General features: G+C 51.2%; 15 protein-coding genes. 4 read left to right on the forward strand and 11 right to left on the reverse strand.

Annotation, left to right across the window (positions count from 1 at the left end):
• Positions 1-6: 6 nt before the first annotated feature.
• From pdeM to DZK30_RS15340, 4 genes are all read right to left on the reverse strand, one after another.
• A complete protein-coding gene (pdeM, locus tag DZK30_RS15325) occupies positions 7-645 on the reverse strand; it encodes a ligase-associated DNA damage response endonuclease PdeM (RefSeq protein ID WP_118975010.1) in 639 nt (212 codons plus the stop codon).
• Positions 614-3,079, reverse strand: a complete 2,466-nt coding sequence (locus tag DZK30_RS15330) for a ligase-associated DNA damage response DEXH box helicase (protein WP_118975011.1) — start codon at positions 3,077-3,079, stop codon at positions 614-616. The genes pdeM and DZK30_RS15330 overlap by 32 nt, the downstream gene beginning before the upstream one ends.
• Complete coding sequence (locus DZK30_RS15335; protein ID WP_118975012.1) at positions 3,076-4,668, reverse strand: ATP-dependent DNA ligase; 1,593 nt, start codon at positions 4,666-4,668, stop codon at positions 3,076-3,078. The genes DZK30_RS15330 and DZK30_RS15335 overlap by 4 nt, the downstream gene beginning before the upstream one ends.
• 207 nt (positions 4,669-4,875) lie before the next feature.
• Positions 4,876-5,889 carry a ligase-associated DNA damage response exonuclease gene (locus DZK30_RS15340; protein WP_118975013.1) on the reverse strand — a complete coding sequence of 338 codons (1,014 nt, stop codon included), beginning with the start codon at positions 5,887-5,889 and terminating at the stop codon, positions 4,876-4,878.
• A 208-nt stretch (positions 5,890-6,097) separates the two neighbouring features.
• Here DZK30_RS15340 and DZK30_RS15345 point away from each other — a divergent pair, with 208 nt between their 5' ends.
• Positions 6,098-8,335 carry a bifunctional alpha,alpha-trehalose-phosphate synthase (UDP-forming)/trehalose-phosphatase gene (locus tag DZK30_RS15345; protein WP_118975014.1) on the forward strand — a complete coding sequence of 746 codons (2,238 nt, stop codon included), beginning with the start codon at positions 6,098-6,100 and terminating at the stop codon, positions 8,333-8,335.
• On the opposite strand, the gene DZK30_RS15350 is transcribed toward DZK30_RS15345, so the two are convergent.
• The 6 genes from DZK30_RS15350 to DZK30_RS15375 all read right to left on the reverse strand — a co-directional run bounded on the left by DZK30_RS15350 (position 8,322) and on the right by DZK30_RS15375 (position 12,820).
• A complete protein-coding gene (locus DZK30_RS15350) occupies positions 8,322-10,106 on the reverse strand; it encodes a glycoside hydrolase family 15 protein (protein ID WP_118975015.1) in 1,785 nt (594 codons plus the stop codon). The two genes, DZK30_RS15345 and DZK30_RS15350, sit on opposite strands and share 14 nt — an antisense overlap.
• Positions 10,107-10,201: 95 nt before the next feature.
• Positions 10,202-10,942 (reverse strand): metallophosphoesterase family protein, encoded by a 741-nt coding sequence (locus DZK30_RS15355; RefSeq protein WP_118975016.1) that lies wholly within the window; start codon positions 10,940-10,942, stop codon positions 10,202-10,204.
• A gap of 5 nt (positions 10,943-10,947) precedes the next feature.
• Positions 10,948-11,691: a nucleotidyltransferase gene (locus DZK30_RS15360; RefSeq protein WP_118975261.1), complete on the reverse strand. Its 744-nt coding sequence runs from the start codon at positions 11,689-11,691 to the stop codon at positions 10,948-10,950.
• A gap of 113 nt (positions 11,692-11,804) precedes the next feature.
• Positions 11,805-12,260, reverse strand: a complete 456-nt coding sequence (locus tag DZK30_RS15365) for a ferritin-like domain-containing protein (RefSeq protein WP_118975017.1) — start codon at positions 12,258-12,260, stop codon at positions 11,805-11,807.
• A gap of 29 nt (positions 12,261-12,289) precedes the next feature.
• Complete coding sequence (locus tag DZK30_RS15370; RefSeq protein ID WP_118975018.1) at positions 12,290-12,538, reverse strand: hypothetical protein; 249 nt, start codon at positions 12,536-12,538, stop codon at positions 12,290-12,292.
• Between the two features lie 39 nt (positions 12,539-12,577).
• Positions 12,578-12,820, reverse strand: coding sequence for a hypothetical protein (locus DZK30_RS15375; RefSeq protein WP_162903124.1), 243 nt, complete (start codon positions 12,818-12,820; stop codon positions 12,578-12,580).
• 679 nt (positions 12,821-13,499) lie between these two features.
• On the opposite strand from DZK30_RS15375, the gene dinB reads away from it, so the two are divergent.
• The 3 genes from dinB (at position 13,500) to DZK30_RS25880 (ending at position 18,176) form a co-directional block, all read left to right on the forward strand.
• Complete coding sequence (gene dinB / locus DZK30_RS15380) at positions 13,500-14,786, forward strand: DNA polymerase IV (RefSeq protein WP_118975020.1); 1,287 nt, start codon at positions 13,500-13,502, stop codon at positions 14,784-14,786.
• Positions 14,764-17,712: a DNA polymerase III subunit alpha gene (locus tag DZK30_RS15385; protein WP_240432938.1), complete on the forward strand. Its 2,949-nt coding sequence runs from the start codon at positions 14,764-14,766 to the stop codon at positions 17,710-17,712. The genes dinB and DZK30_RS15385 overlap by 23 nt, the downstream gene beginning before the upstream one ends.
• Before the next feature lie 224 nt (positions 17,713-17,936).
• Positions 17,937-18,176 (forward strand): hypothetical protein, encoded by a 240-nt coding sequence (locus DZK30_RS25880; RefSeq protein ID WP_162903125.1) that lies wholly within the window; start codon positions 17,937-17,939, stop codon positions 18,174-18,176.
• A gap of 281 nt (positions 18,177-18,457) precedes the next feature.
• Here the strand turns inward: DZK30_RS25880 and DZK30_RS15400 are convergent, their stop codons facing one another.
• A complete protein-coding gene (locus DZK30_RS15400; protein WP_118975024.1) occupies positions 18,458-19,294 on the reverse strand; it encodes an AraC family transcriptional regulator in 837 nt (278 codons plus the stop codon).
• Positions 19,295-19,370: the final 76 nt, after the last annotated feature.

Raw genomic sequence — 19,370 nt, forward strand, 5'->3', positions numbered from 1 at the left:
AAACAATTACAACAAGACAATACGCCCGGGCAATATGGCAAAGATGCTGGCCCGCTTTGTCCTTTCCATCATATACAACCCGGTAAGCGCGCCGAAGGCAGGTAACAGGAATACTTGCTCATAAAGATAAAAGCAAGGCAGCCGTACGCTTTGCCTGCCAAGCCCCCGCAAGAGGCAACCCGGATGAATATGTCCCGCGACGTTGATCTTACCGGGTGCAACGTGCTCCAGCGGCTCATGTGAAAAAACAAGATCGTCTAACTCCAATCTTTCCGGAACAACATCCAGCGACAATGCCGCATAATGCTCCGGCGCCAGGATATCGTGGTTGCCCCTGATGAGCACAAAGCGGACGTCGGGATAAGTAAGGATAAAGGCTTCGAACAACAGCCAGTCGGAATTGTGCGCGCTATGGAACAGATCGCCCAGGAACCAAACCTGTCGCGGACGGTAGCGCTGCATCAGCTCATGCAATACAGCATAGTCCCGGTCGCCACTGTCGCGTGGCATAAAGATACCGGCCTTGCGAAAATGCATACCCTTGCCCAGGTGCAGGTCGGCGATCACCAAAATACGGTCTTGCGGCAGGAATAAGGCTCTTTGCGATAGTAATTCAACGACGGCGTTTCCCAGTACGATCTCCATGCTTGCTGTCTTCTTGCTCCAATTGTGCTTTGATCTTGTTCATCCGGTCTTCCAGGCTTTCGTTGCTGAACTTTTCCCGGAAAACTTCTGCAAAAATAGGAAAGGCGAACGGTGTAAGCTGTTCCGGCTGCTTCAGGATCACCTCATGTGTGCTGATCCGTTCGAATGCCTGGCGCATCCTTACGATCTCCAGCTGAAAATCATATACCTCCTCATAGGCCTCTCTGAGCAGCAGATTGTTGGGGTCGTAGTCCTGGAAAACCTTAAAGAACAAGCCGGAATTGGCCTGGAGGTGCCTGGCCTTAACCTGCTTGCCGGGATAGCCCTGGAAGACGAGCCCTGCAATACCGGCAATATCCCGGAACTTACGCCGCGCCATTTCCGTTGTATTAATGCTGCCGGCAATATCGGCGCTCAGGTTGTCCGTAGAAAACAATTCCTGGAGCAATGCATCCTCCACCGGGATATCCTGGTCGCTGAGCAGCTCAAAGCCGTAATCATTCATGGCCATCGAAAAGCTGAAAGGCCGTATACGGCCCAGGCGGTAAGCAATAATGGCCGCCATCCCCTCGTGAACAAATTTACCTTCGAAGGGATAAACAAAAAGGTGACAGCCTTCCTTGGTCCATATCTTTTCGATCAGCAATTCCTGCTCCCCGGGCAGGTAGGATCTACGCTTTTGCTCTTCAAACAAGGGCTTCAGAAAATCCAGCTCCCGGTCGGCAACACCCTGCTGCGCTTCGTTCAGCTTATGCCGCAGAGCGCCGGTAAGGTAGGAGGATAAAGGCAGCCGTCCGCCCATCCACGAAGGGACCACCCCTTTCTTTTTATTCGAGGCCTTTACAATAGCCTGCATATCCTTTACCCGTATCAATTCCAGGTTACGGCCGGCAAACCAGAAATTATCCCCAGGCTGCAAGCGGGAAATAAACCACTCCTCAATGCTGCCGAGGTATTTGCCGCCCAGGAATTTGACCTGCATCATCACATCGCTTACAATAGCACCGATGCTCAGGCGATGCCGCATTGCGATACGCCGATCGATAACCTTGTATAAGCCATCTTCGACAACCACCTTATGAAACTCATCATAAGCCTCCAGCATACGGCCACCCCTGGTGATCATCAGCAGGCACTCGTCAAACTCTTCCCGGGTAACCGAAGCATAGCAATGGGTTTGCGTTATCTGCTCAAATAGCTCGTCGGCGCGGAAACCGTCGGATACCGCCAGTGTCACCATAAACTGGATCAGCACATCGAAGGAGCGGATATAGGGTAGCCGGCTTTCTATCATCTGGTGCTTTGCTGCATAGCGGAGTGCCGAGCCCTCCATGATCTCCAATGAATGTGTTGGTACAAAGTATATCCTGCTGGTCGCCCCCGGGTGATGGCCGCTGCGCCCGGCCCGTTGCAGGAAGCGCGCCACGCCTTTGGCGGAACCGACCTGGATTACGGTGTCTACCGGGCGGAAGTCCACACCCAGATCAAGACTGCTGGTACACACCACCGCCTTCAGGATACCCTGGTGCAGGGCTTCCTCTACCCACTGCCGTATCTCCTCGCCCAGCGAGCCATGATGCAAAGCCATGACTCCCGCCAGATCGGGATGGACCTGCAGCAGGTGCTGGTACCATATCTCCGCCTGAGAGCGGGTGTTGGTAAAGATCAATGTTGAGCGGCTGGCATCGATGATGGGCAATATTTTACCGGCCAGCCGGATACCCAGGTGCCCCGCCCAGGGAAACTTCTCCAGTGTGTCGGGCAGTACGGTTTCAATAAGCGTTTTTTTCTGGATATTGGCCCTGATCATGGTTGCATGGGGATGTTCCATGCCCAGCAGGATATTCCGCGCTTCGTCAATATTGCCGATCGTAGCGGAGATGCCCCATATCTTCAGCGCCGGGTTGATCCTTTTCAGCATGCTCAAAGCCAGCTCTACCAGTACGCCTCTTTTGGTACCCAGCAGCTCGTGCCATTCATCTATAATCACAAATTGAAGGTTCCTGAAAGCATCGGCATAACCCTTCTGTGACATCATAATGTGCACGCTCTCCGGTGTGGTGACCAGCGCTTCGGGCCACTGCCGCTTTTGCCGGGCTCTTTCTGCCGCCGGGGTATCGCCGGTACGCAAGCCTATCCTGTAAGGCAGATCCAGGTCTTCGCTCACCGTAGTGGTCGCATTAAGTATTTCCTTTGATAAGGCACGTAGCGGTGTAATCCAAAGGCAATGCAAGCCCGAAGCCTTCTTTTTGCCTTCGTAACGCTTTTGGTGATCGGCCAATACACCAAACCAGATCGCGTAGGTCTTACCACAACCCGTAGGCGCATTCAACAGGCCCGAATACCCGCCGGCAATGGCTTTCCAGGTATTGCGCTGAAAAGGATAAGATGTCCATCCTTTGAACTCGAACCAATCTTCTGCCCATTTGTTCATGTACGCTGTGTCGCTATCAGTTGTAAAAGGTCTGCCTTGGTATTGGCTTCGGCGGCTGCTTTATCCTTCCGCCATCGCAATATACGGGGAAAACGAAGCGCTACGCCTGATTTATGTCTTGAAGATAAGTTAATCCCTTCAAATGCCAGTTCGAATACCAGCTCCGTCTTAACACTGCGCACCGGCCCGAAACGATCGATGGTATTGCGTTTGACCCAGGCATCGACCTCCAGCATTTCTTTATCGGTAAGGCCGGAATAAGCTTTGGTAAAAGGCACCAGGACATCGCCGTCCCATACAGCGAAAGTATAATCCGTAAACAGGTTGGCCCTGCGCCCATGTCCCTGCTGCGCATAGATCAGCACACCGTCTACCGTGAGCGGATCGACTTTCCATTTCCACCAGTTGCCGCGCCGCCGCCCCGTTTCATACACGCTGTTTTTCCGTTTAAGCATTACCCCTTCGCTGTTGTTGGCGCGTGAAGCCGCCCTGATTTCACGTACCGCTTCCCAGGTGGGGCAATCGATCACAGGCGACAGCAAGAGGGCAGCAGCATCGAGACCGTTAAGCAACTGCTCCAGTTGTGCCCTGCGATAGCTGAGGGGTTCATTCCTGATATCGCGTCCACCCAATTCTAATAAATCGTAGCAAACCATCACCAGGGGTGCCTCCTGGAGGGCTTTACGCGTAAGGCTCTTTCTGCCAATACGGGTCTGCATCACGGCGAAGGGCAAAGGTCTGCCTTCCTTCCAGGGAATGACCTCGCCATCGAGAACGGTACCATCCGGCAGCAATGCCGGCAACGAAGCGAATTCAGGAAATTTGTCCGTCATCAGCTCTTCGCCACGGCTCCATACAAACAGCTCCTGGTGACGTACAATGATCTGTCCCCTGATGCCGTCCAGCTTCTCTTCAATCTGCCAGTCGCTCACCGCACCCAATGCCTCTGGTACCTCTTCCAACTGGTAAGCCAGGAAAAAAGGATAAGGCTGATAATAGCGGTCAGTATGTTCCTCGTTCATCAGCAGTGCCTGCAGGGTAATCGATGCGGGATCCCAATGTCCCATCAACCGGTGCGCCACTTCAGCTTCCGCCATTCCGAAAGACCGGGCTGCCGCTCTGATGACCAACTGACGGGACACGCCCATCCGGAAGTTACCGGTGATGAGCTTATTGAACACAAATCGCTCAGCAGCCTGCTGCAGCATCCAGCGACCGGTCACGGCAGCTTTTTTCTGTTCGTCAGTATAGCTGCCCAAAAGCTGTAAAAAGTCGATCGTTTCGGAGAGCGAATGATCTTCCTGCCCCGTGGGATCGGGAAGGATGAGGGTAATGGTCTCGGCCAGATCGCCCACAATGGGATAAGCTTCCTCAAACAACCATAAAGGCAAACCCGCCAGTTCGGCCGCCCAGGCTTTCAAGTCAGCTGTCTTCAGCTGCCGTTTCAGCGTCTTACCAATCAGGATGCTGATACACCAAAGGATATCCCGTTCCGGCGCATTTGCAAAATACCGGACCAGGGCGTCGATCTTGGCATTGGTCTTGGTCGTTTGCTCTATGGCGGTGAACAGCGCGGCAAATGCTTTCATTTCAAATATTTTTTTCAGACGTTACGTGCAACGTATCCACATAACAATGACTGTCCATAATTCATGAGACGTTGCATGCAACGTCTCTACAACAATGCCAATGGAAAATATAGCTATGCGTATAGAGACGTTGCGTGCAACGTCTCTACGGACGATATTTCTACGAAAAACATATTTGCAGGTGATGAGACGTTGCAGGTAACGTTTTTACGGGGGCAATATGTCTTCGGTATCTTCGGCCCCTTCTGCTTCGTATAGGGTGTCTACCTCAAAGGCTTGTAACCCCATTTCCTCCCGCAGCCAGCGGGCAAATATCGATTTATAGCCATGGGTGACGTATATATGTTCAGCACCTGTGGCCTTGATCGCCTCATTCAGTTGCGGCCAGTCGGCATGATCCGAAAGTATGAAGCCCCGGTCGGCCGACCGTCGGCGGCGTGCACCTCTCAACTGCATCCAGCCGCTACAAATGCCCAGCCTGTAGGGCAAAAATCGTTTCAGCCAGGGACTTCCTATCGCAGAAGGCGGCGCTACGATCACGGCATCCTGCATACTATCTTTAGACAATTCAGGAGTAATGCGCAGGGAAGGATTCAGCGATACACCGTTTGCGGCAAGGGCTGTATTGACATTATCGACCGCGCCATGCACCAACACGGGACCAATACTACTGTCCAGATGACGAATGATGCGCTGGGCCTTACCCAGCGCGTAGCCTATGATCACAGTATGTTGCCCATCGGCTGCATTTTGTTGCCACCAGTCATTGATTTCCTTGTATACCTCTTCCGGTGCGGGAAAGCGGTACACCGGCAATCCGAAGGTGGACTCCGTAATGAAATGATGGCAACGCAGCGGTTCAAACGGCGCAGAAATACCATCCTCCTGCAGCTTATAGTCGCCCGACACCACCCATACCACGCCCTGGTATTCCAGGCGTATTTGCGCTGATCCGATAATATGGCCCGCAGGATGGAAGCTGATCCTGACACCATTGAGAAATACCGGCTCACCATAGCCTATGCCTTCTACGTTGATCTCCTGGCCCAGCCGCAGCTTCAGTAAGGGTACCGTATTGTGGTGACACAAATAGGCCTTGCTTCCGCTGCGTGCATGGTCAGAATGCGCGTGGGTAATCAGCGCCTTATCTACCGGCTGCCAGGGATCAATGTATACCCCGGCCTGGCGACAGTAAATACCCTTAGTATCAAATTGTAACATATAGCTTAGGAGAATAACAAAGCCTCACTCCCATTTGTTCGGTATACACAGCATTGCCGGATGCTTTTATACATACTCATTTCCTATGAATTATAATTAGGCCTAAATCGTTGTCCCGTAACGCTTCCGGCGGCTTTTCCCCGCCAACATTTTTGCCTTCCGATTGTATTTAACTGGCATCCAACCAAGAGCCTGCACAAAGTGTATTATGAAACAACCTAAGATCATTATTGTCGCTAACCGCCTGCCTGTGCGTGTAGAAATCAAGAATGAGGAATGGATTTATCATTCCAGCGAAGGCGGATTGGCCACGGGCCTCGGCAGCATCTATAAAGACGGAAATAACATATGGATCGGCTGGCCCGGCGCCTATATCGAAAATGAGAAAATACAGCATATTATACGGCAAGACTTTCTGAAGCAGAACCTTTACCCGGTCATGCTTTCCGAGTACGAGATCCACCACTATTACGATGGCTTTTCCAACGATACGTTATGGCCTTTGTTCCACTATTTCCCCAGCTATGCCAGCTATGGCCGTAAGGACTGGGAGGTATACCAGAAGGTGAACCGCAAATTTGCAAAAGCCGTCACGGAAATTGCCGATCCGGGCGACACCATCTGGATACAGGATTACCAGCTCATGCTGGTGCCGCAGATGATAAGGGAAGCGATGCCCGATGTCAGCATCGGCTTTTTCCAGCATATCCCCTTCCCTTCTTACGAAGTATTCCGGCTCATACCCTGGCGCGACCAATTATTGAAAGGATTGCTGGGAGCTGATCTTATCGGCTTTCACACTTTCGACGATGTACGCCATTTCATGAGCGCGGCTACCCGCATCGTTCATGCGCCGTCCAACGCCAATGAGCTGATCCTGGACGATGAGCGCTCGGTGATCGTCGATGCTTTCCCTATGGGGATAGACTATGACAAATACCGGGATAACGTCTTCAATCCTAAGACCAAACGGAATGAGACCAAATTGCATCAGCTCATGGGTGATCGCAAATTGATGATCTCGATCGACCGGCTCGATTATAGCAAAGGCATTCCGCAACGGCTGAAGGCTTACGAGCTGTTCCTGAGAAAGCATCCCGAATGGAAGGAGCGGGTGATTTTTATACAGCTGGTGGTCCCTTCCCGCGACCAGGTAAAGCAATATGCATCGTTGAAAGAAGAGATCAACCGATTGGTCTCCGAGATCAATGCCAAGCATGGCACATTGTCCTGGCAACCGATCCATTACTTTTACCGTTCTTTCCCGCTGGAAATGCTTTCGGCCTTGTATGCTTCAGCCGACATCGCCCTGGTAACACCCCTGCGTGATGGCATGAACCTGGTATGCAAAGAGTATATCGCCAGCCGCATAGATAAGACCGGCGTGCTGATCCTGAGCGAAATGGCCGGCGCCTCAAAAGAGCTCTACGAGGCCCTGGTTATCAATCCTACCAACGAGGACGCTGTAGCAGAAGCCATTTACGAGGCGCTTACCATGCCAGAGGAAGAGCAGGTACGCCGTATGGAAGCCTTGCAGCATACAGTAGCCAAATTCAACATACATCACTGGATCAAAAATTTCATGGATAAACTAACCGAAGTAAAGCTGAAGCAGGAGCAATTAAGCACCCGTATGCTAACCGAAACATTTAAGGACACTTTGCATCTCCGTTATAAGGAAGCCGGCAGACGCCTCATTTTCCTTGACTACGATGGTACGCTGGTCAACTTTACACCCGATCCGCTCAAAGCCATTCCCGACAATGATCTCAAAGCATTGCTGCAGGAGCTTTACAGCGATCCCCACAATAAGATCGTGCTCATCAGTGGCAGAAAAAAGGAGACCCTGGAGAGCTGGGTGGGCGATATGCCTATCGATATCATTGCCGAGCATGGCGCCTGGTTACGGGAAGACGGAAGGCCTTGGGTAATCGCCAAGGACCTGAATACCGATTGGAAAGAAGAGTTCATTCCCATGCTGAAGCAGTTTGAAATGCGCACACCGGGATCATTTATCGAAGAAAAGGACTATTCACTGGCCTGGCATTACCGCAAGGTAGACAAAGGCCTGGGCGAGCTGAGGGCAAAGGAAATGACCGGCAATATGAAATATGCCGCGGCTAACCTGGGCTTGCAGCTACAGGAAGGCAATAAAGTAATCGAGATCAAAAGCGCTATGATCAACAAGGGTAACGCAGCCCGCGAATGGCTGAAGCAATATCCGGCTTCATTCATTCTCGCAATAGGGGACGACTATACCGATGAAGATACCTTCAAAGCTATGCCGGAAGAAGCAGTTACGATCAAAGTGGGTTCCGGCATCTCTGCCGCTACCTATTTTCTGAAAAACCCGGAAGAAGTGCGCAGCTTCCTCAGAAAGCTGATCGGAAGCAGCGAAGACAACAATCAGAATGAAGAAAAAAACACCGCCCTTATAAAAAATTAGGGCGGTCGCGCTTCATAGCAATACGATAAGCGGCATTCATTAATCCCACATGGCTATACGCCTGTGGGAAATTGCCCCATTGGCTGCCGGTAGAGGCTTCCACATCTTCGCTCAGCAGACCCAGGTGATTGGTATAGCGCAGCAATTGCTCAAACCGCTCCTGCGCCTCATCTACACGGCCAACGCAGGCAAGTGCCTCAACATGCCAGAAGGCAGTGATAAGAAAGGTAGACTCAGGCTTACCAAAGTCGTCTTCGTGCTTGTACCGGTAAAACAAGCCGCCTGGCGCCGACAAAACGGTTTCCACAGCTTTAAGGTGATCCTTTGCACGATCCGATGCGGGATCCAGGTAGTTCATCATGATCAGCTGCAGCGTGCTGGCATCCATATACGGCGAATTGATCGCTTGCTGATATACCCTGCGTTCAGGATCGTAACAAGCTTCGATACGGTTGGCTGCCTTTTCGGCAAGCCTTGCCGCCCAGCGTTCCAGTTTTTTGTCTTTGATCTTTTGTGCGATAAGGATAGCCGCCTGGCAACCTGCCCACTGGAAGAGATAGGTATAGCAGAAATAGCCGCTGATATCGCGGAACTCCCATAGCCCCGCGTCTTCCTCATCGATCACCATTTCGATCATCTTCAGCACCGAAGATATCCAGGCCGAAGAATCGGTACGCTCCTCAAAAACAAAACGCTCGTCGGAGTATAGCGGCAACAGCGAGAGCAATACTTGTCCGTACACATCGTTCTGGATATGCTCACTGGCCTGGTTGCCGATACGTACCGGCTGATTGCCCAGATAACCGCTGAGCGGGATCTCGTATTCCTTCAGGTACTTTTCCCCCGTGACACTGTATAGGGGCTGGTAGCGGCCCTCTTCCTTTACAGAAATATTGGCGATAAAATTGAAATACCCTTCCATCTCCTCGAAGTGACCGATATGGTTAAAGGCCTGGAGGGTATAATAAGCGTCGCGCAACCAGCAGTAGCGGTAGTCCCAGGTACGGCCGCTGCCCGGGTATTCGGGAAGGCTGGTCGTGCTGGCAGCGATAATAGCACCGGTATCTTCATACTGATGTATCTTCAATACCAATGCGCTGCGGATTACCGCATCCTGGTAGATATTACCGATGCTCGTCTTTTTGATCCATTGCCGCCAGTAGTCCTTGGTACGGGTATAAAATTCTTCCACGGTACTTTTCAATGGCGCTTCCAACGGCGTGCCATAGGTCAGTACCAGGTATTTGGTCTCGTTCAACACTACATGATGCTCGTCGAGAATATGATTGATAGAAAAATTAGTGGTCAGCCTTATCGTATTGGCAGCGCCGAAATAATCGATATGGTTGCTGGCCGGCGAAGCTTCCAGCGCCCGGGAGCCATATTCGGTTACCGGCTTACAGGTAACCTTTATACGCGGATTGCCCACAAGCGGCTCTATCTTTCGGATAAGCATTAGCGGCTTAAAATAGCGCTCATATAAGTAGAAGCGCGGCGCGAAGTCGGTGATCCGGTAGCTGCCGTCCTTACATTCAACTTCGGTACACAGGATATTGGTATTTTCTACGTAATACTGCTTCGAGGTAAATTTGCCATCGGGCAATATGGAATAAGCACCGCCGCTTTCGCGATCAAGCAGGTTGCCGAATACAAAGCTGCTGTCGAAACGCGGCCAGCACAGCCAACTGACATTGGTGTCGAGACCGACGTGCGCGATGAAAGAACAATTGCCAATGATACCTGATTGGTACAGGTGCTTCTTTTTTGCCATAGATGAGCCGGAATTGGTCCGGTTCAGATAAACCGGCGGATGAAAAAATGTTCATCACAAAACTGTAATTAGCAATTGTTTAATAAAAAACAGCTTCATATTTCAAAAACGAAGAATCCGTCGGTAAGGCCCTCTTTTTGCAATACGGGCTTAGCTACATTGAATATCTTTATTCCCGATAGCTCCGCATCGAGGTTGCCGGCATGGGCATGACCGTGAAAGGCGGCTACCACTTTGCGTCGTAACAGGGGCTCGGCCAGGCGTGAAGAGCCCAGGAACGGAAAGATGACTTCCGGCTCGCCTATCACCGTTTCGCTTATAGGCGAGTAGTGCATCAGCGCTATTTTTCTGATACCATCATGCTCCTGATCGAGCCTTGCCAAAGCTCTTTCCAGATGCAGCGCCTCGTCTACCGCCTCTTGTACAAAAGCCTTCATCGCCTGCTCGCCGAACATCGACAGCATATAGTTGTCAAACCCTCCGCCAAAGCCCTTTACCCCGGCAAAACCGACGCCATAAAGTACCACCGATTCCCCGTCGAGCACATGCAGATGCGCGTGTTTCAGCAGGATCTGCCGGATCAGCTTTTGCCGCCCCTTCTCATAGTCATGGTTACCCAGTACCACCACGATGGGTATGGTACAAGCCCTCAGCTCTTCCAGCAGCACTTCCGCTTCCGCTTCGTCGCCGGTATGGGTTAGGTCGCCCACAATAAGGAAAACGTCGGCCGATGCTGCTACTTTCGCAAAATAATCTTTCCACTTACCCTTATCCGATTCATGTACATGAATATCGCCTACAGCGGCGATCCTTACTTTTTTTGCTTCAGGTTCCATAAGCGTTATACTGTTTTTATGGTGTAGGATTTATAATCCCATTCTTTAATGTCCACCTGGTATTGCGTTTGGTCGATCCAGGGCCCGCGACATACCTTTTCTACCGGCGGCGGCAAATCGTATTGCGCTTTTGCCCGCTCCAGCAATTCCTCAAACATCTTACGCGGCAATATCCTGAAATAGTCGGCGGGATAGACAAACTGGAACAACAGGAAGCAGGACAAAAGCAGGTGCCAGTTGGGTTCCATCAGCTGCTTTAAGAAAGGCCAGTCCAGGCGCTCGCCCTGCTTCAGCATCAGGTGGTTCACATCGGCGCCATCGTACCGTTCCCGGTTCATTACGTACATTTTTCCCCAGATCAGGTGTTCCGGAGAAATGAAACTTACCGGCATATCAAATACGGTGGCCTCGCGGGCCCGTTCAAACCAGGTATCATCTACCCGGCATATATTGTTTACCGTATCGAAGATAATGTCGATGAACCGTCCTTCCTCATTGAACACTTTGGCCAGCCAGCGTACATCCGTTTGCTGCACTTCGTATCCCTTACCGGCAAAGAACTTCAATATACCGGGATAATCTTCGGGACGGCAATATATGTCCATGTCCTTGGTTTCTCTCGTAGTGCAGGTGTATTCAAATACAGCAAATGAGCCGCCGATGAGGAAAGGAATAGCACTATCCTTAAGCAGCAACAATATCTGCTTGTAGAACATGGCTGTTTTGTTGTATTCTTCATTGGTCTTCATGGGCATTAATTATATTGCAATAACATCTGTAGCGGGAAAAAGATCAGGGATACCGGCACAAAAAAAGCTGCCCGTACAGAGCAGCTCTTCTTATATAGCTTTCGGCAGGAACACTACCGGGCGTCCCGTAACGATTTAACACGGTTGTGCATCGTGAGAATGCCGTCCTCCTGGCGTTTCAGCACACTGTGCACCATAACTGATTCTGCCCGTACACCACTTTCCACGATGTCGCGATAAGCACTGAGGGCCACATCTTCTCCCCGCTCGCAACTTTGCAGCACTGCTTTGGTATTGCTGAGAGACAAGGCCGATTTTACATCCATCCAGATACGGTACAGATCCCCGGCTGTCGACGTATCCGTCACCGGCGAGCCGCCGTGCTGGATCACGATCTGCCGCAGCTCATTAATGTTCTCGTTACTTTGCTTGCAGCAATCTTCGAAAAACGCTTTCAACTGGGGTTCTTTAGCCTGGTCTACAGCCTTTTCATATCCTTCCCGGCGGTCGATATTGGTTTGAATAATTTTGTTGACCTGTGTTACCAAATGTTCGTTCGTGTCCATCATATACAATTTATAGTTGAAAAATATCGCTGTTATTGCTTCCTTATCGTGTCGGGTGGCGTCGGCATTGGCTGCGGTGGTGGAATAGGTAGTGTATCCCTTTTTCGGATCAGTTCCGGATCATTAGTGACCGGTATACGGGTATTGGATTGGGTATCCATGCCCATCCGTTGATTTTTGGGTCGTTGTTTTCCCTGCGGATCACCTGCCTGGGCGGTAACCGCTATAGAAGTAAGTGCCAGCAAGAGCACGGCAGCAATATTTAAAAAGAACGTTTTCATATAAAACCAGTTTTATAAAATGAAATAATCGGTGTGCCGCTATTTGGGCGGCATGGTTCCCTGTTTGGCAGCCGAATCGAGCGCCGGGTCTACGTGCGGGACGATAGCCGTATCGCCGGGCCTTGCCGGAGCGGTTTCCGGGGATGATGGCGTCGTCTCCGCCGGGAGTGTATTGACCGAAGTATCGGTATCGCTTTCGTTGGTATTGTCATGGTTACTGCAAGCACCCGCAAACAAGGCAGGAATAGCTGCTGTAAGCACACTTAAAAGGTATCGTTTCATAGCTTTTGTTGATTTAATGAGACCAGTAAGCCCTGGTCGTTCTATAAAAGAGCCAAAAACCATACCAAAAGCATAAGGCTTATGGCAATCAGCGTTTACGGTATGCCATGTGTCCGGCTTGCTGGGGAATTACGGCACCATTATTCGCCTTTTTTCCTCAATGCTTACCTTATTCGTCTCGCTGCGATGCGGCGAACAAAGCAATTAATCCTATTATTTTTTTTATCTCGCAGCGACGCCGCGGCGCGGCGAGCAATACAATTTAGCGCCTTGCCTTGTTAGAGAAAAAGCGTGCCATGAGATTTTAAACAAATAGCCTCATGCAGTAACGCAGCCACGCAGCGAGTAATATAATTTAATGCCTTTGGTAGAGAAAAAGCGCGCAAGGAGATCTCAAATAAATAGCCTCTCGCAGCGACGCAGCGGGCAATACAACTTGGTGCCTTGATATAGAAAAGCACGCAAGAAGATCTTAAATAAATAGCCTCTTGCAGTGACGCCATGAGCAATGCAGTTATCAAAATATTTTTGTGTTTTGAAAATTTTTGCTACTTTAGATGTCATAAATATGACATCTAAAATGTCAAAAGGAAATTTCACCAAACAACAAAGCCTGTGACGCTGCCTGCCGGGAATTGGCCCGGCAGGCTTTACTACCTGAGAACAAAATGATTTGAAAATGGAACGGCATATCGTGCACCTGGACCTCGATGCTTTCTTTGTGAGCGTAGAACGGCTGCGAAATGCGGCGTTGAAAGGCATTCCTTTACTGATCGGCGGCATGGGCGATCGCGGCGTGGTGGCTGCGGCCAGCTACGAGGCCCGCAAATATGGTGTTCACTCGGCAATGCCCATGAAGCTGGCACGCAAGCTTTGCCCCGAAGCCCGCATAATCAGGGGCGATGCCGAAGAGTACAGTAAAATGTCTCACGTGGTCACCGATATCATCGCTTCCAAAGTGCCGGTATATGAAAAAAGCAGTATCGACGAGTTTTATATTGATCTCAGCGGCATGGACCGCTTTTTCGGCTGCACCCAGTATACTGCCCACCTGAAACAATATATTCTTAAAGAATCGGGCCTGGTGGTCTCCTATGGCTTGTCGACCAATAAGCTGCTCAGCAAAGTGGGCACCAACGAGGTGAAGCCAGATGGCGGTGAAATCATTCCTGCCGGTGAAGAGAAGGCTTACCTGGCGCCCCTCAGGATAGATAAAATGCCGATGATCGGGAAAAAAACAGCCGATCTGCTGTACAGCATGGGTGTCAATACGATCAGGCTGCTGAGCGAAATTCCCAGGCCTATGCTGGAGCAATTGCTGGGACGCAATGGCTCCGAATTGTGGCGAAAGGCCAATGGTATCGACGATACGCCCATTGTGCCTTATAATGAACAAAAAAGTGTAAGCGCTGAAAATACTTTCGGCCAGGATATTACCGACACCCAGTGGCTGAAAGGTCAGCTGGTAAGGCTCACCGAAAGGGTCGGCTTCGAGTTGCGCGAGCAGCATAAGCTGGCGGGCTGCCTCACGCTGAAGATACGCTATGCGGGCTTCGATACCTATACCAAACAGGTGACTATCCCTTATACCGCCATGGACCATATCCTGGTCGATAAAGCCAAAGAGCTGTTTGACCGGCTATATGATCGGCGGCAAAGGGTGCGCCTGATAGGCGTGCGGCTATCCAGGCTGGTGCCCGGCAATTATCAGATCGACATTTTTGACGACACCCGCGAGAAAATCGCTTTATACCAGGCCGTGGATCAGATGAAACACAAATACGGCAGCCGGTACCTGAGCAAGGCTGTAACGGGTCTCCGGCTCAGCGACGAGCTGCAGTCGCTGCATGCTCCCGAAGAATCGCCGGCACTCAGAGAAGCCCGGCTTAAAGACTTCAAAAGGCAGACCCGGAAACCTTACCTGTTCGAAATCAGAAAAAGAAATGCCCATGTATCTCAATTGTAAAACCTGGTTCAGCTATCGCTATGGTACGTATAAGACCAAAGATCTGGTAGCCGATGCCCGCAAACAGGGCGTCACCACGCTGGCACTCACCAATATCAACAATACAACCGACACCTGGGATTTTATACGTGCCTGCCGGGAGAATGATATACAACCGATCGCGGGCGTCGAAATCCGAAACGGAGATAGCTTTCTATACCTGATCCTGGCCCGTAATGCGCGAGGCTTCTTTATGCTGAACCGTTTCCTGAGCGAGCATTTGCATGCAGGCAAACCCTTTCCATCAAGACCTTTCGCGGCCTGTGAAGACCTATGGGTCATTTACCCGCTGGGCGCTGCCGATCCTTTAAGCCTGAAGCCCTGGGAGAAGATAGGCGTGCAAACCGGTGAATGCAACAAGCTCTACCGCTATCGTGATGAAGCTTATGCCAGCAAGTTTGTGATCCGGCAACCGGTCACTTTCCGGGATAAGATACAGTACAATATTCACCGTCTGCTCCAGGCTGTGGATAAAAACACCCTGCTTAGTAAGCAAGACCCCTTGCTGCTGGCGGCCGCCGATGAAGTATTCCAAACCGAGCAACAGCTGCTGCAAAGATTTTCAGCTTACCCTCAACTGATAACCAATACGAGGACGGTGATGGACAGCTGTACTACCATCGATATGGATGACAAAACGCCCAAAACCAAAAAGACCTTTACCGGAAGTGCGGCGGAGGACAAAGCGCTGCTGCGGCGGCTCGCGCTTGAGGGCATGCAGCAGCGGTATGGAAGCAATAATGCAGCAGCCGAGGCCCGCGTTGACAAGGAGCTGGCCATCGTGGACAAGCAGCAATTCAATGCCTATTTTCTCATTACCTGGGACATTATCCGTTTTGCACGCGAGCGGGGCTTTTTCCATATTGGCCGGGGCAGCGGCGCCAATTCTATGGTGGCCTATTGCCTGCGCATTACCGACGTGGATCCCATGGAACTGGACCTGTACTTCGAGCGTTTCCTTAACCCGCACCGGGCCAGTCCGCCCGACTTCGACCTGGACTTTTCCTGGCAGGACCGCGACGAGATCACACGGTATGTGTTTGAGAAATACGGCCGGGAACATGTTTGCCTGCTGGGTATGCACAGCACCTTCCAGCAAAGAGCGATCACCCGGGAGCTGGGCAAGGTATTCGGCTTGTCCAAGACAGAGATTGATAACCTGGTCAATAATCCTTATGCAGCCTATGCCGACGACTCGTACCAGAAAACGATAGGCTACTATGTAAAGGAGATCACCGATTTTCCCAACCACCTGTCGATCCATGCCGGTGGTATGCTGATCAGTGAGGAGCCCCTGTATCGATACATGGCTACAGAACTGCCACCCAAGGGGTATCCCACCTCACAGATTGACATGCATGTAGCCGAAGCGATAGGCCTGGAAAAGCTCGATATCCTGAGCCAGCGCGGGCTGGGACACATCAAAGATACGTTGCAACTCGTGCTGGAAAACAAAGGCGTAGCAATCGATATCCACGATATCAGTCGATTTAAAGCGGACAGGCAGGTCGCGGCCAATATCAGGCAGGCCAACAGCATCGGCTGCTTCTATATCGAAAGTCCGGCGATGCGCCAGCTGCTGAAAAAACTGGAATGCGATACCTATCTTACATTAGTGGCTGCCAGCTCGATCATCAGGCCCGGTGTGGCGCAGAGCGGTATGATGCGACAGTACATCCACCGCTTTCATCACCAGGAAGAGATTCCCTACCTGCATGAAAAGATGAAAGCCTTGCTGGAGGAGACTTATGGGGTAATGGTCTACCAGGAAGACGTAATCAAGGTAGCCCATCATTTTGCCGGTCTCGACATGGCCGAAGCCGATGTACTACGCAGGGCTATGAGTGGCAAATACCGGGGCAATGAAGAAATGCAGCGCATCAAGACCCGGTTCTTTGATAACTGCAAGGCCTTAGGTTACGATGATGCGGTGACGCAGGAGGTCTGGCGTCAGATCGCCAGCTTTGCCGGCTATTCTTTCTCGAAGGCCCATTCGGCCAGCTTTGCAGTGGAGAGCTACCAGAGCCTTTATCTGAAAACCTATTATCCTATGGAATTCATGGTCGCCGTGATCAACAATTTCGGTGGCTTTTACGGCACCGAACTATACTTCCAGGAATTAAAGAAAACAGGCGCCAGGCTGCATGCGCCCTGTGTGAACCACAGTCGCCGGCTGACCCATATTCAGGATAAGGACGTTTACGTAGGATTTATCCATATACAAGGCCTGGAAGACGGCTTACTGCTCCGGATCGAGAACGAACGGAATCATTACGGCAGCTTCCTCAACCTGTACGATTTTATCGAACGCACCGGGGCCGCTACCGAACAATTGAATATACTGGTACGGGTAGGCGCATTACGTTTTACCGGAAAAAACAAAAAACAACTTCTATGGGAAGCAAACTTCCTACGCCGGCGGCGCCCGGAGCCTGTCCCACTCGCAACCGGCGGCTTATTTTCCGAACAACCGGAGGTCTATACCCTACCCGAACTGTACCAGCATCCGCTGGACGATGCTATGGATGAGCTGGAACTACTGGGCTTTTCATTGGGCAATCCTTTCGACCTGGCCGATGATGATGTACGCCAATACCCGGCTACCGACGATTGGGCGCCTTATACCGGCAGGGAGATCACGCTGCTTGGCTACCTGGTCACCACCAAACCGATCCACACACTTAAAGGAGAGCGGATGTTTTTCGGCACCTTTATCGACGCACAGGGCAATTGGATTGACACCGTCCATTTTCCGGAGATCGCTTTTAAATATCCCCTGTCCGGCAATGGCTTCTACCGGATTCGCGGCACGGTAATCGAAGAATATGGCACTTACAGCATTAACGTGCAGCATATGGAAAAGGTGGGCATCAAATCGAGACGCTAGTATACCGCTTGCAGAGGAGGTAGGCTATGCTCGCAGCGCCGCAACGTCGCTGTGGGAAAAACTTGTTGTGCCTTGGTGTCATCGTGGCAAAAAGTACGTAATAGAATTTCCACCGCGGCACAACGACACAAAGAAGAATACTACATAAGACATCTCTGCTACGTCGCTGCGAGAAAGCTCAAGGCCCCTTTGCATGGGAAGAAGAATTGATCTAGGTCTAAAGCATGGCGGGAAAAACTGTAGCATCCTTCTTTGCCGTGCAGACCGCTGCGCGTTCCGACCGGCTGGTTACGGCTAAGGGCAAAAAAAGGATCGCTGTGGGAAGAAAAATATTCTCGCCGCGACGCGGCGCCGCTGCGGGATACACCAACTTTGTGCCATCGCCTTCGTGGAAAAAGCATGCCATAAGAAAAGAAAACAGTTGCCCACCACGACACAACGACGCAAAGAAGAATGTCATATAAGCCATCGCTGCTACGACACTGCGGCGCTGCGAGAAAACTCAAAGCCCCTTTGCCTTTGCATGGGAAGAAGAATTGATACAGGCCTAAAGCATGGCGGGAAAAACAGTAGCATCCCTCTTTGCCGTGCAGACCGCTGCGCGTTCCGACCGGCAGGTTACGGCTAAGGGCAAAAAAGGATCGCTGTGGGAAGAAAGATATTCTCGCCGCGACGCAGCGCCGCCGCGAGCAAAAAATCTAAATTCCTGGGTGACGCGGCTAGAAAAACTAAAGCCCTAAAAGTATCAATCGTGCGCTTTACCCGCTACTTTCAGGTATTGAAGGGGCGCTTTACCCGTAAACCGTTTGAAATCTTTGGCAAAATGGCTCTGATCGTAATAACCATGTTCCTGGGCCAGTGCCGCAATATCTGTCTTCTCAGACAAGCTAAGGCAGGCGAGGAGAAAGCGTTGCTGACGGATATACTCCTTGGGTGAAAGGCCCAGGTTAACCAGAAAGTTCCGTTCAAGCCATTTACAGGTAACTTTCAGCTTTAAGGCAAGCTCCTGAACCCGGATGTTACCACCGTACTGCCCCACCAGCGCAATAGCTCGTTCCAGCATGGCATTATGCTTAGTATCCTTGATGCACTGTGCTAGGCAAAATGCTTCTATCGCCGCTATTTTGCCCGCCGGCGTATCATGCTGTTGTACTTTACGTAGCAGGGCGACTCCCGCTTGGCCAAGCGCCGCAGGTAGTTCCCGGCAATGACGATCTCCTGTGCCTGGTGCGACGGCTCCGAAGAGGTGGTAACCATGTGCAGGCCGGAAACGGACAATCAATAACGCTTCCTTACGCTGTTGCCACATAAGGCTCTGTTCCAGATAAGGACTGTTCAACCAGGCCGGGCCAGGCCTAAACGTATTACCGGCCACGGAAAAAATGACCTGGTTGCCGGTCATTGTAAACACCAGCGTCGGTATACCGTCGCTAAAAGCCATGGTGGGACCGGCCCAGGCGCCGGCCGGTACAAAGTAGAACCTGTCTATTACAGCCGCCAGTTCAGTCGAAGGCTGGAAACGCTCTACCAGACCACCGGCCACCGGAACATCACGTAAATAAGGTAATAAACTCAGGGGCATGGTACAAAGATAGCGGGCTGCCGACAGACACAACTGTCTAAAATTTACTATGTTCGCTGGATTTTTTTAAGCAGCT

The organism is Taibaiella koreensis (assembly GCF_003545715.1).
GTDB lineage: Bacteria > Bacteroidota > Bacteroidia > Chitinophagales > Chitinophagaceae > Taibaiella > Taibaiella koreensis.

What these genes read in the sequence shown, in the direction of transcription:
- DZK30_RS15335 (WP_118975012.1), bottom strand. Translation starts at nt 4,668, where the DNA reads ATGAAAGCATTTGCCGCGCTGTTCACCGCCATAGAGCAAACGACCAAG.
- dinB (WP_118975020.1), top strand. Translation starts at nt 13,500, where the DNA reads ATGGAACGGCATATCGTGCACCTGGACCTCGATGCTTTCTTTGTGAGC.
- DZK30_RS15350 (WP_118975015.1), bottom strand. Translation starts at nt 10,106, where the DNA reads ATGGCAAAAAAGAAGCACCTGTACCAATCAGGTATCATTGGCAATTGT.
- DZK30_RS15400 (WP_118975024.1), bottom strand. Translation starts at nt 19,294, where the DNA reads ATGCCCCTGAGTTTATTACCTTATTTACGTGATGTTCCGGTGGCCGGT.
- DZK30_RS15355 (WP_118975016.1), bottom strand. Translation starts at nt 10,942, where the DNA reads ATGGAACCTGAAGCAAAAAAAGTAAGGATCGCCGCTGTAGGCGATATT.
- DZK30_RS25880 (WP_162903125.1), top strand. Translation starts at nt 17,937, where the DNA reads ATGGCGGGAAAAACTGTAGCATCCTTCTTTGCCGTGCAGACCGCTGCG.
- DZK30_RS15340 (WP_118975013.1), bottom strand. Translation starts at nt 5,889, where the DNA reads ATGTTACAATTTGATACTAAGGGTATTTACTGTCGCCAGGCCGGGGTA.
- DZK30_RS15370 (WP_118975018.1), bottom strand. Translation starts at nt 12,538, where the DNA reads ATGAAAACGTTCTTTTTAAATATTGCTGCCGTGCTCTTGCTGGCACTT.
- pdeM (WP_118975010.1), bottom strand. Translation starts at nt 645, where the DNA reads ATGGAGATCGTACTGGGAAACGCCGTCGTTGAATTACTATCGCAAAGA.
- DZK30_RS15345 (WP_118975014.1), top strand. Translation starts at nt 6,098, where the DNA reads ATGAAACAACCTAAGATCATTATTGTCGCTAACCGCCTGCCTGTGCGT.
- DZK30_RS15330 (WP_118975011.1), bottom strand. Translation starts at nt 3,079, where the DNA reads ATGAACAAATGGGCAGAAGATTGGTTCGAGTTCAAAGGATGGACATCT.
- DZK30_RS15365 (WP_118975017.1), bottom strand. Translation starts at nt 12,260, where the DNA reads ATGATGGACACGAACGAACATTTGGTAACACAGGTCAACAAAATTATT.
- DZK30_RS15385 (WP_240432938.1), top strand. Translation starts at nt 14,764, where the DNA reads ATGCCCATGTATCTCAATTGTAAAACCTGGTTCAGCTATCGCTATGGT.
- DZK30_RS15375 (WP_162903124.1), bottom strand. Translation starts at nt 12,820, where the DNA reads ATGAAACGATACCTTTTAAGTGTGCTTACAGCAGCTATTCCTGCCTTG.
- DZK30_RS15360 (WP_118975261.1), bottom strand. Translation starts at nt 11,691, where the DNA reads ATGAAGACCAATGAAGAATACAACAAAACAGCCATGTTCTACAAGCAG.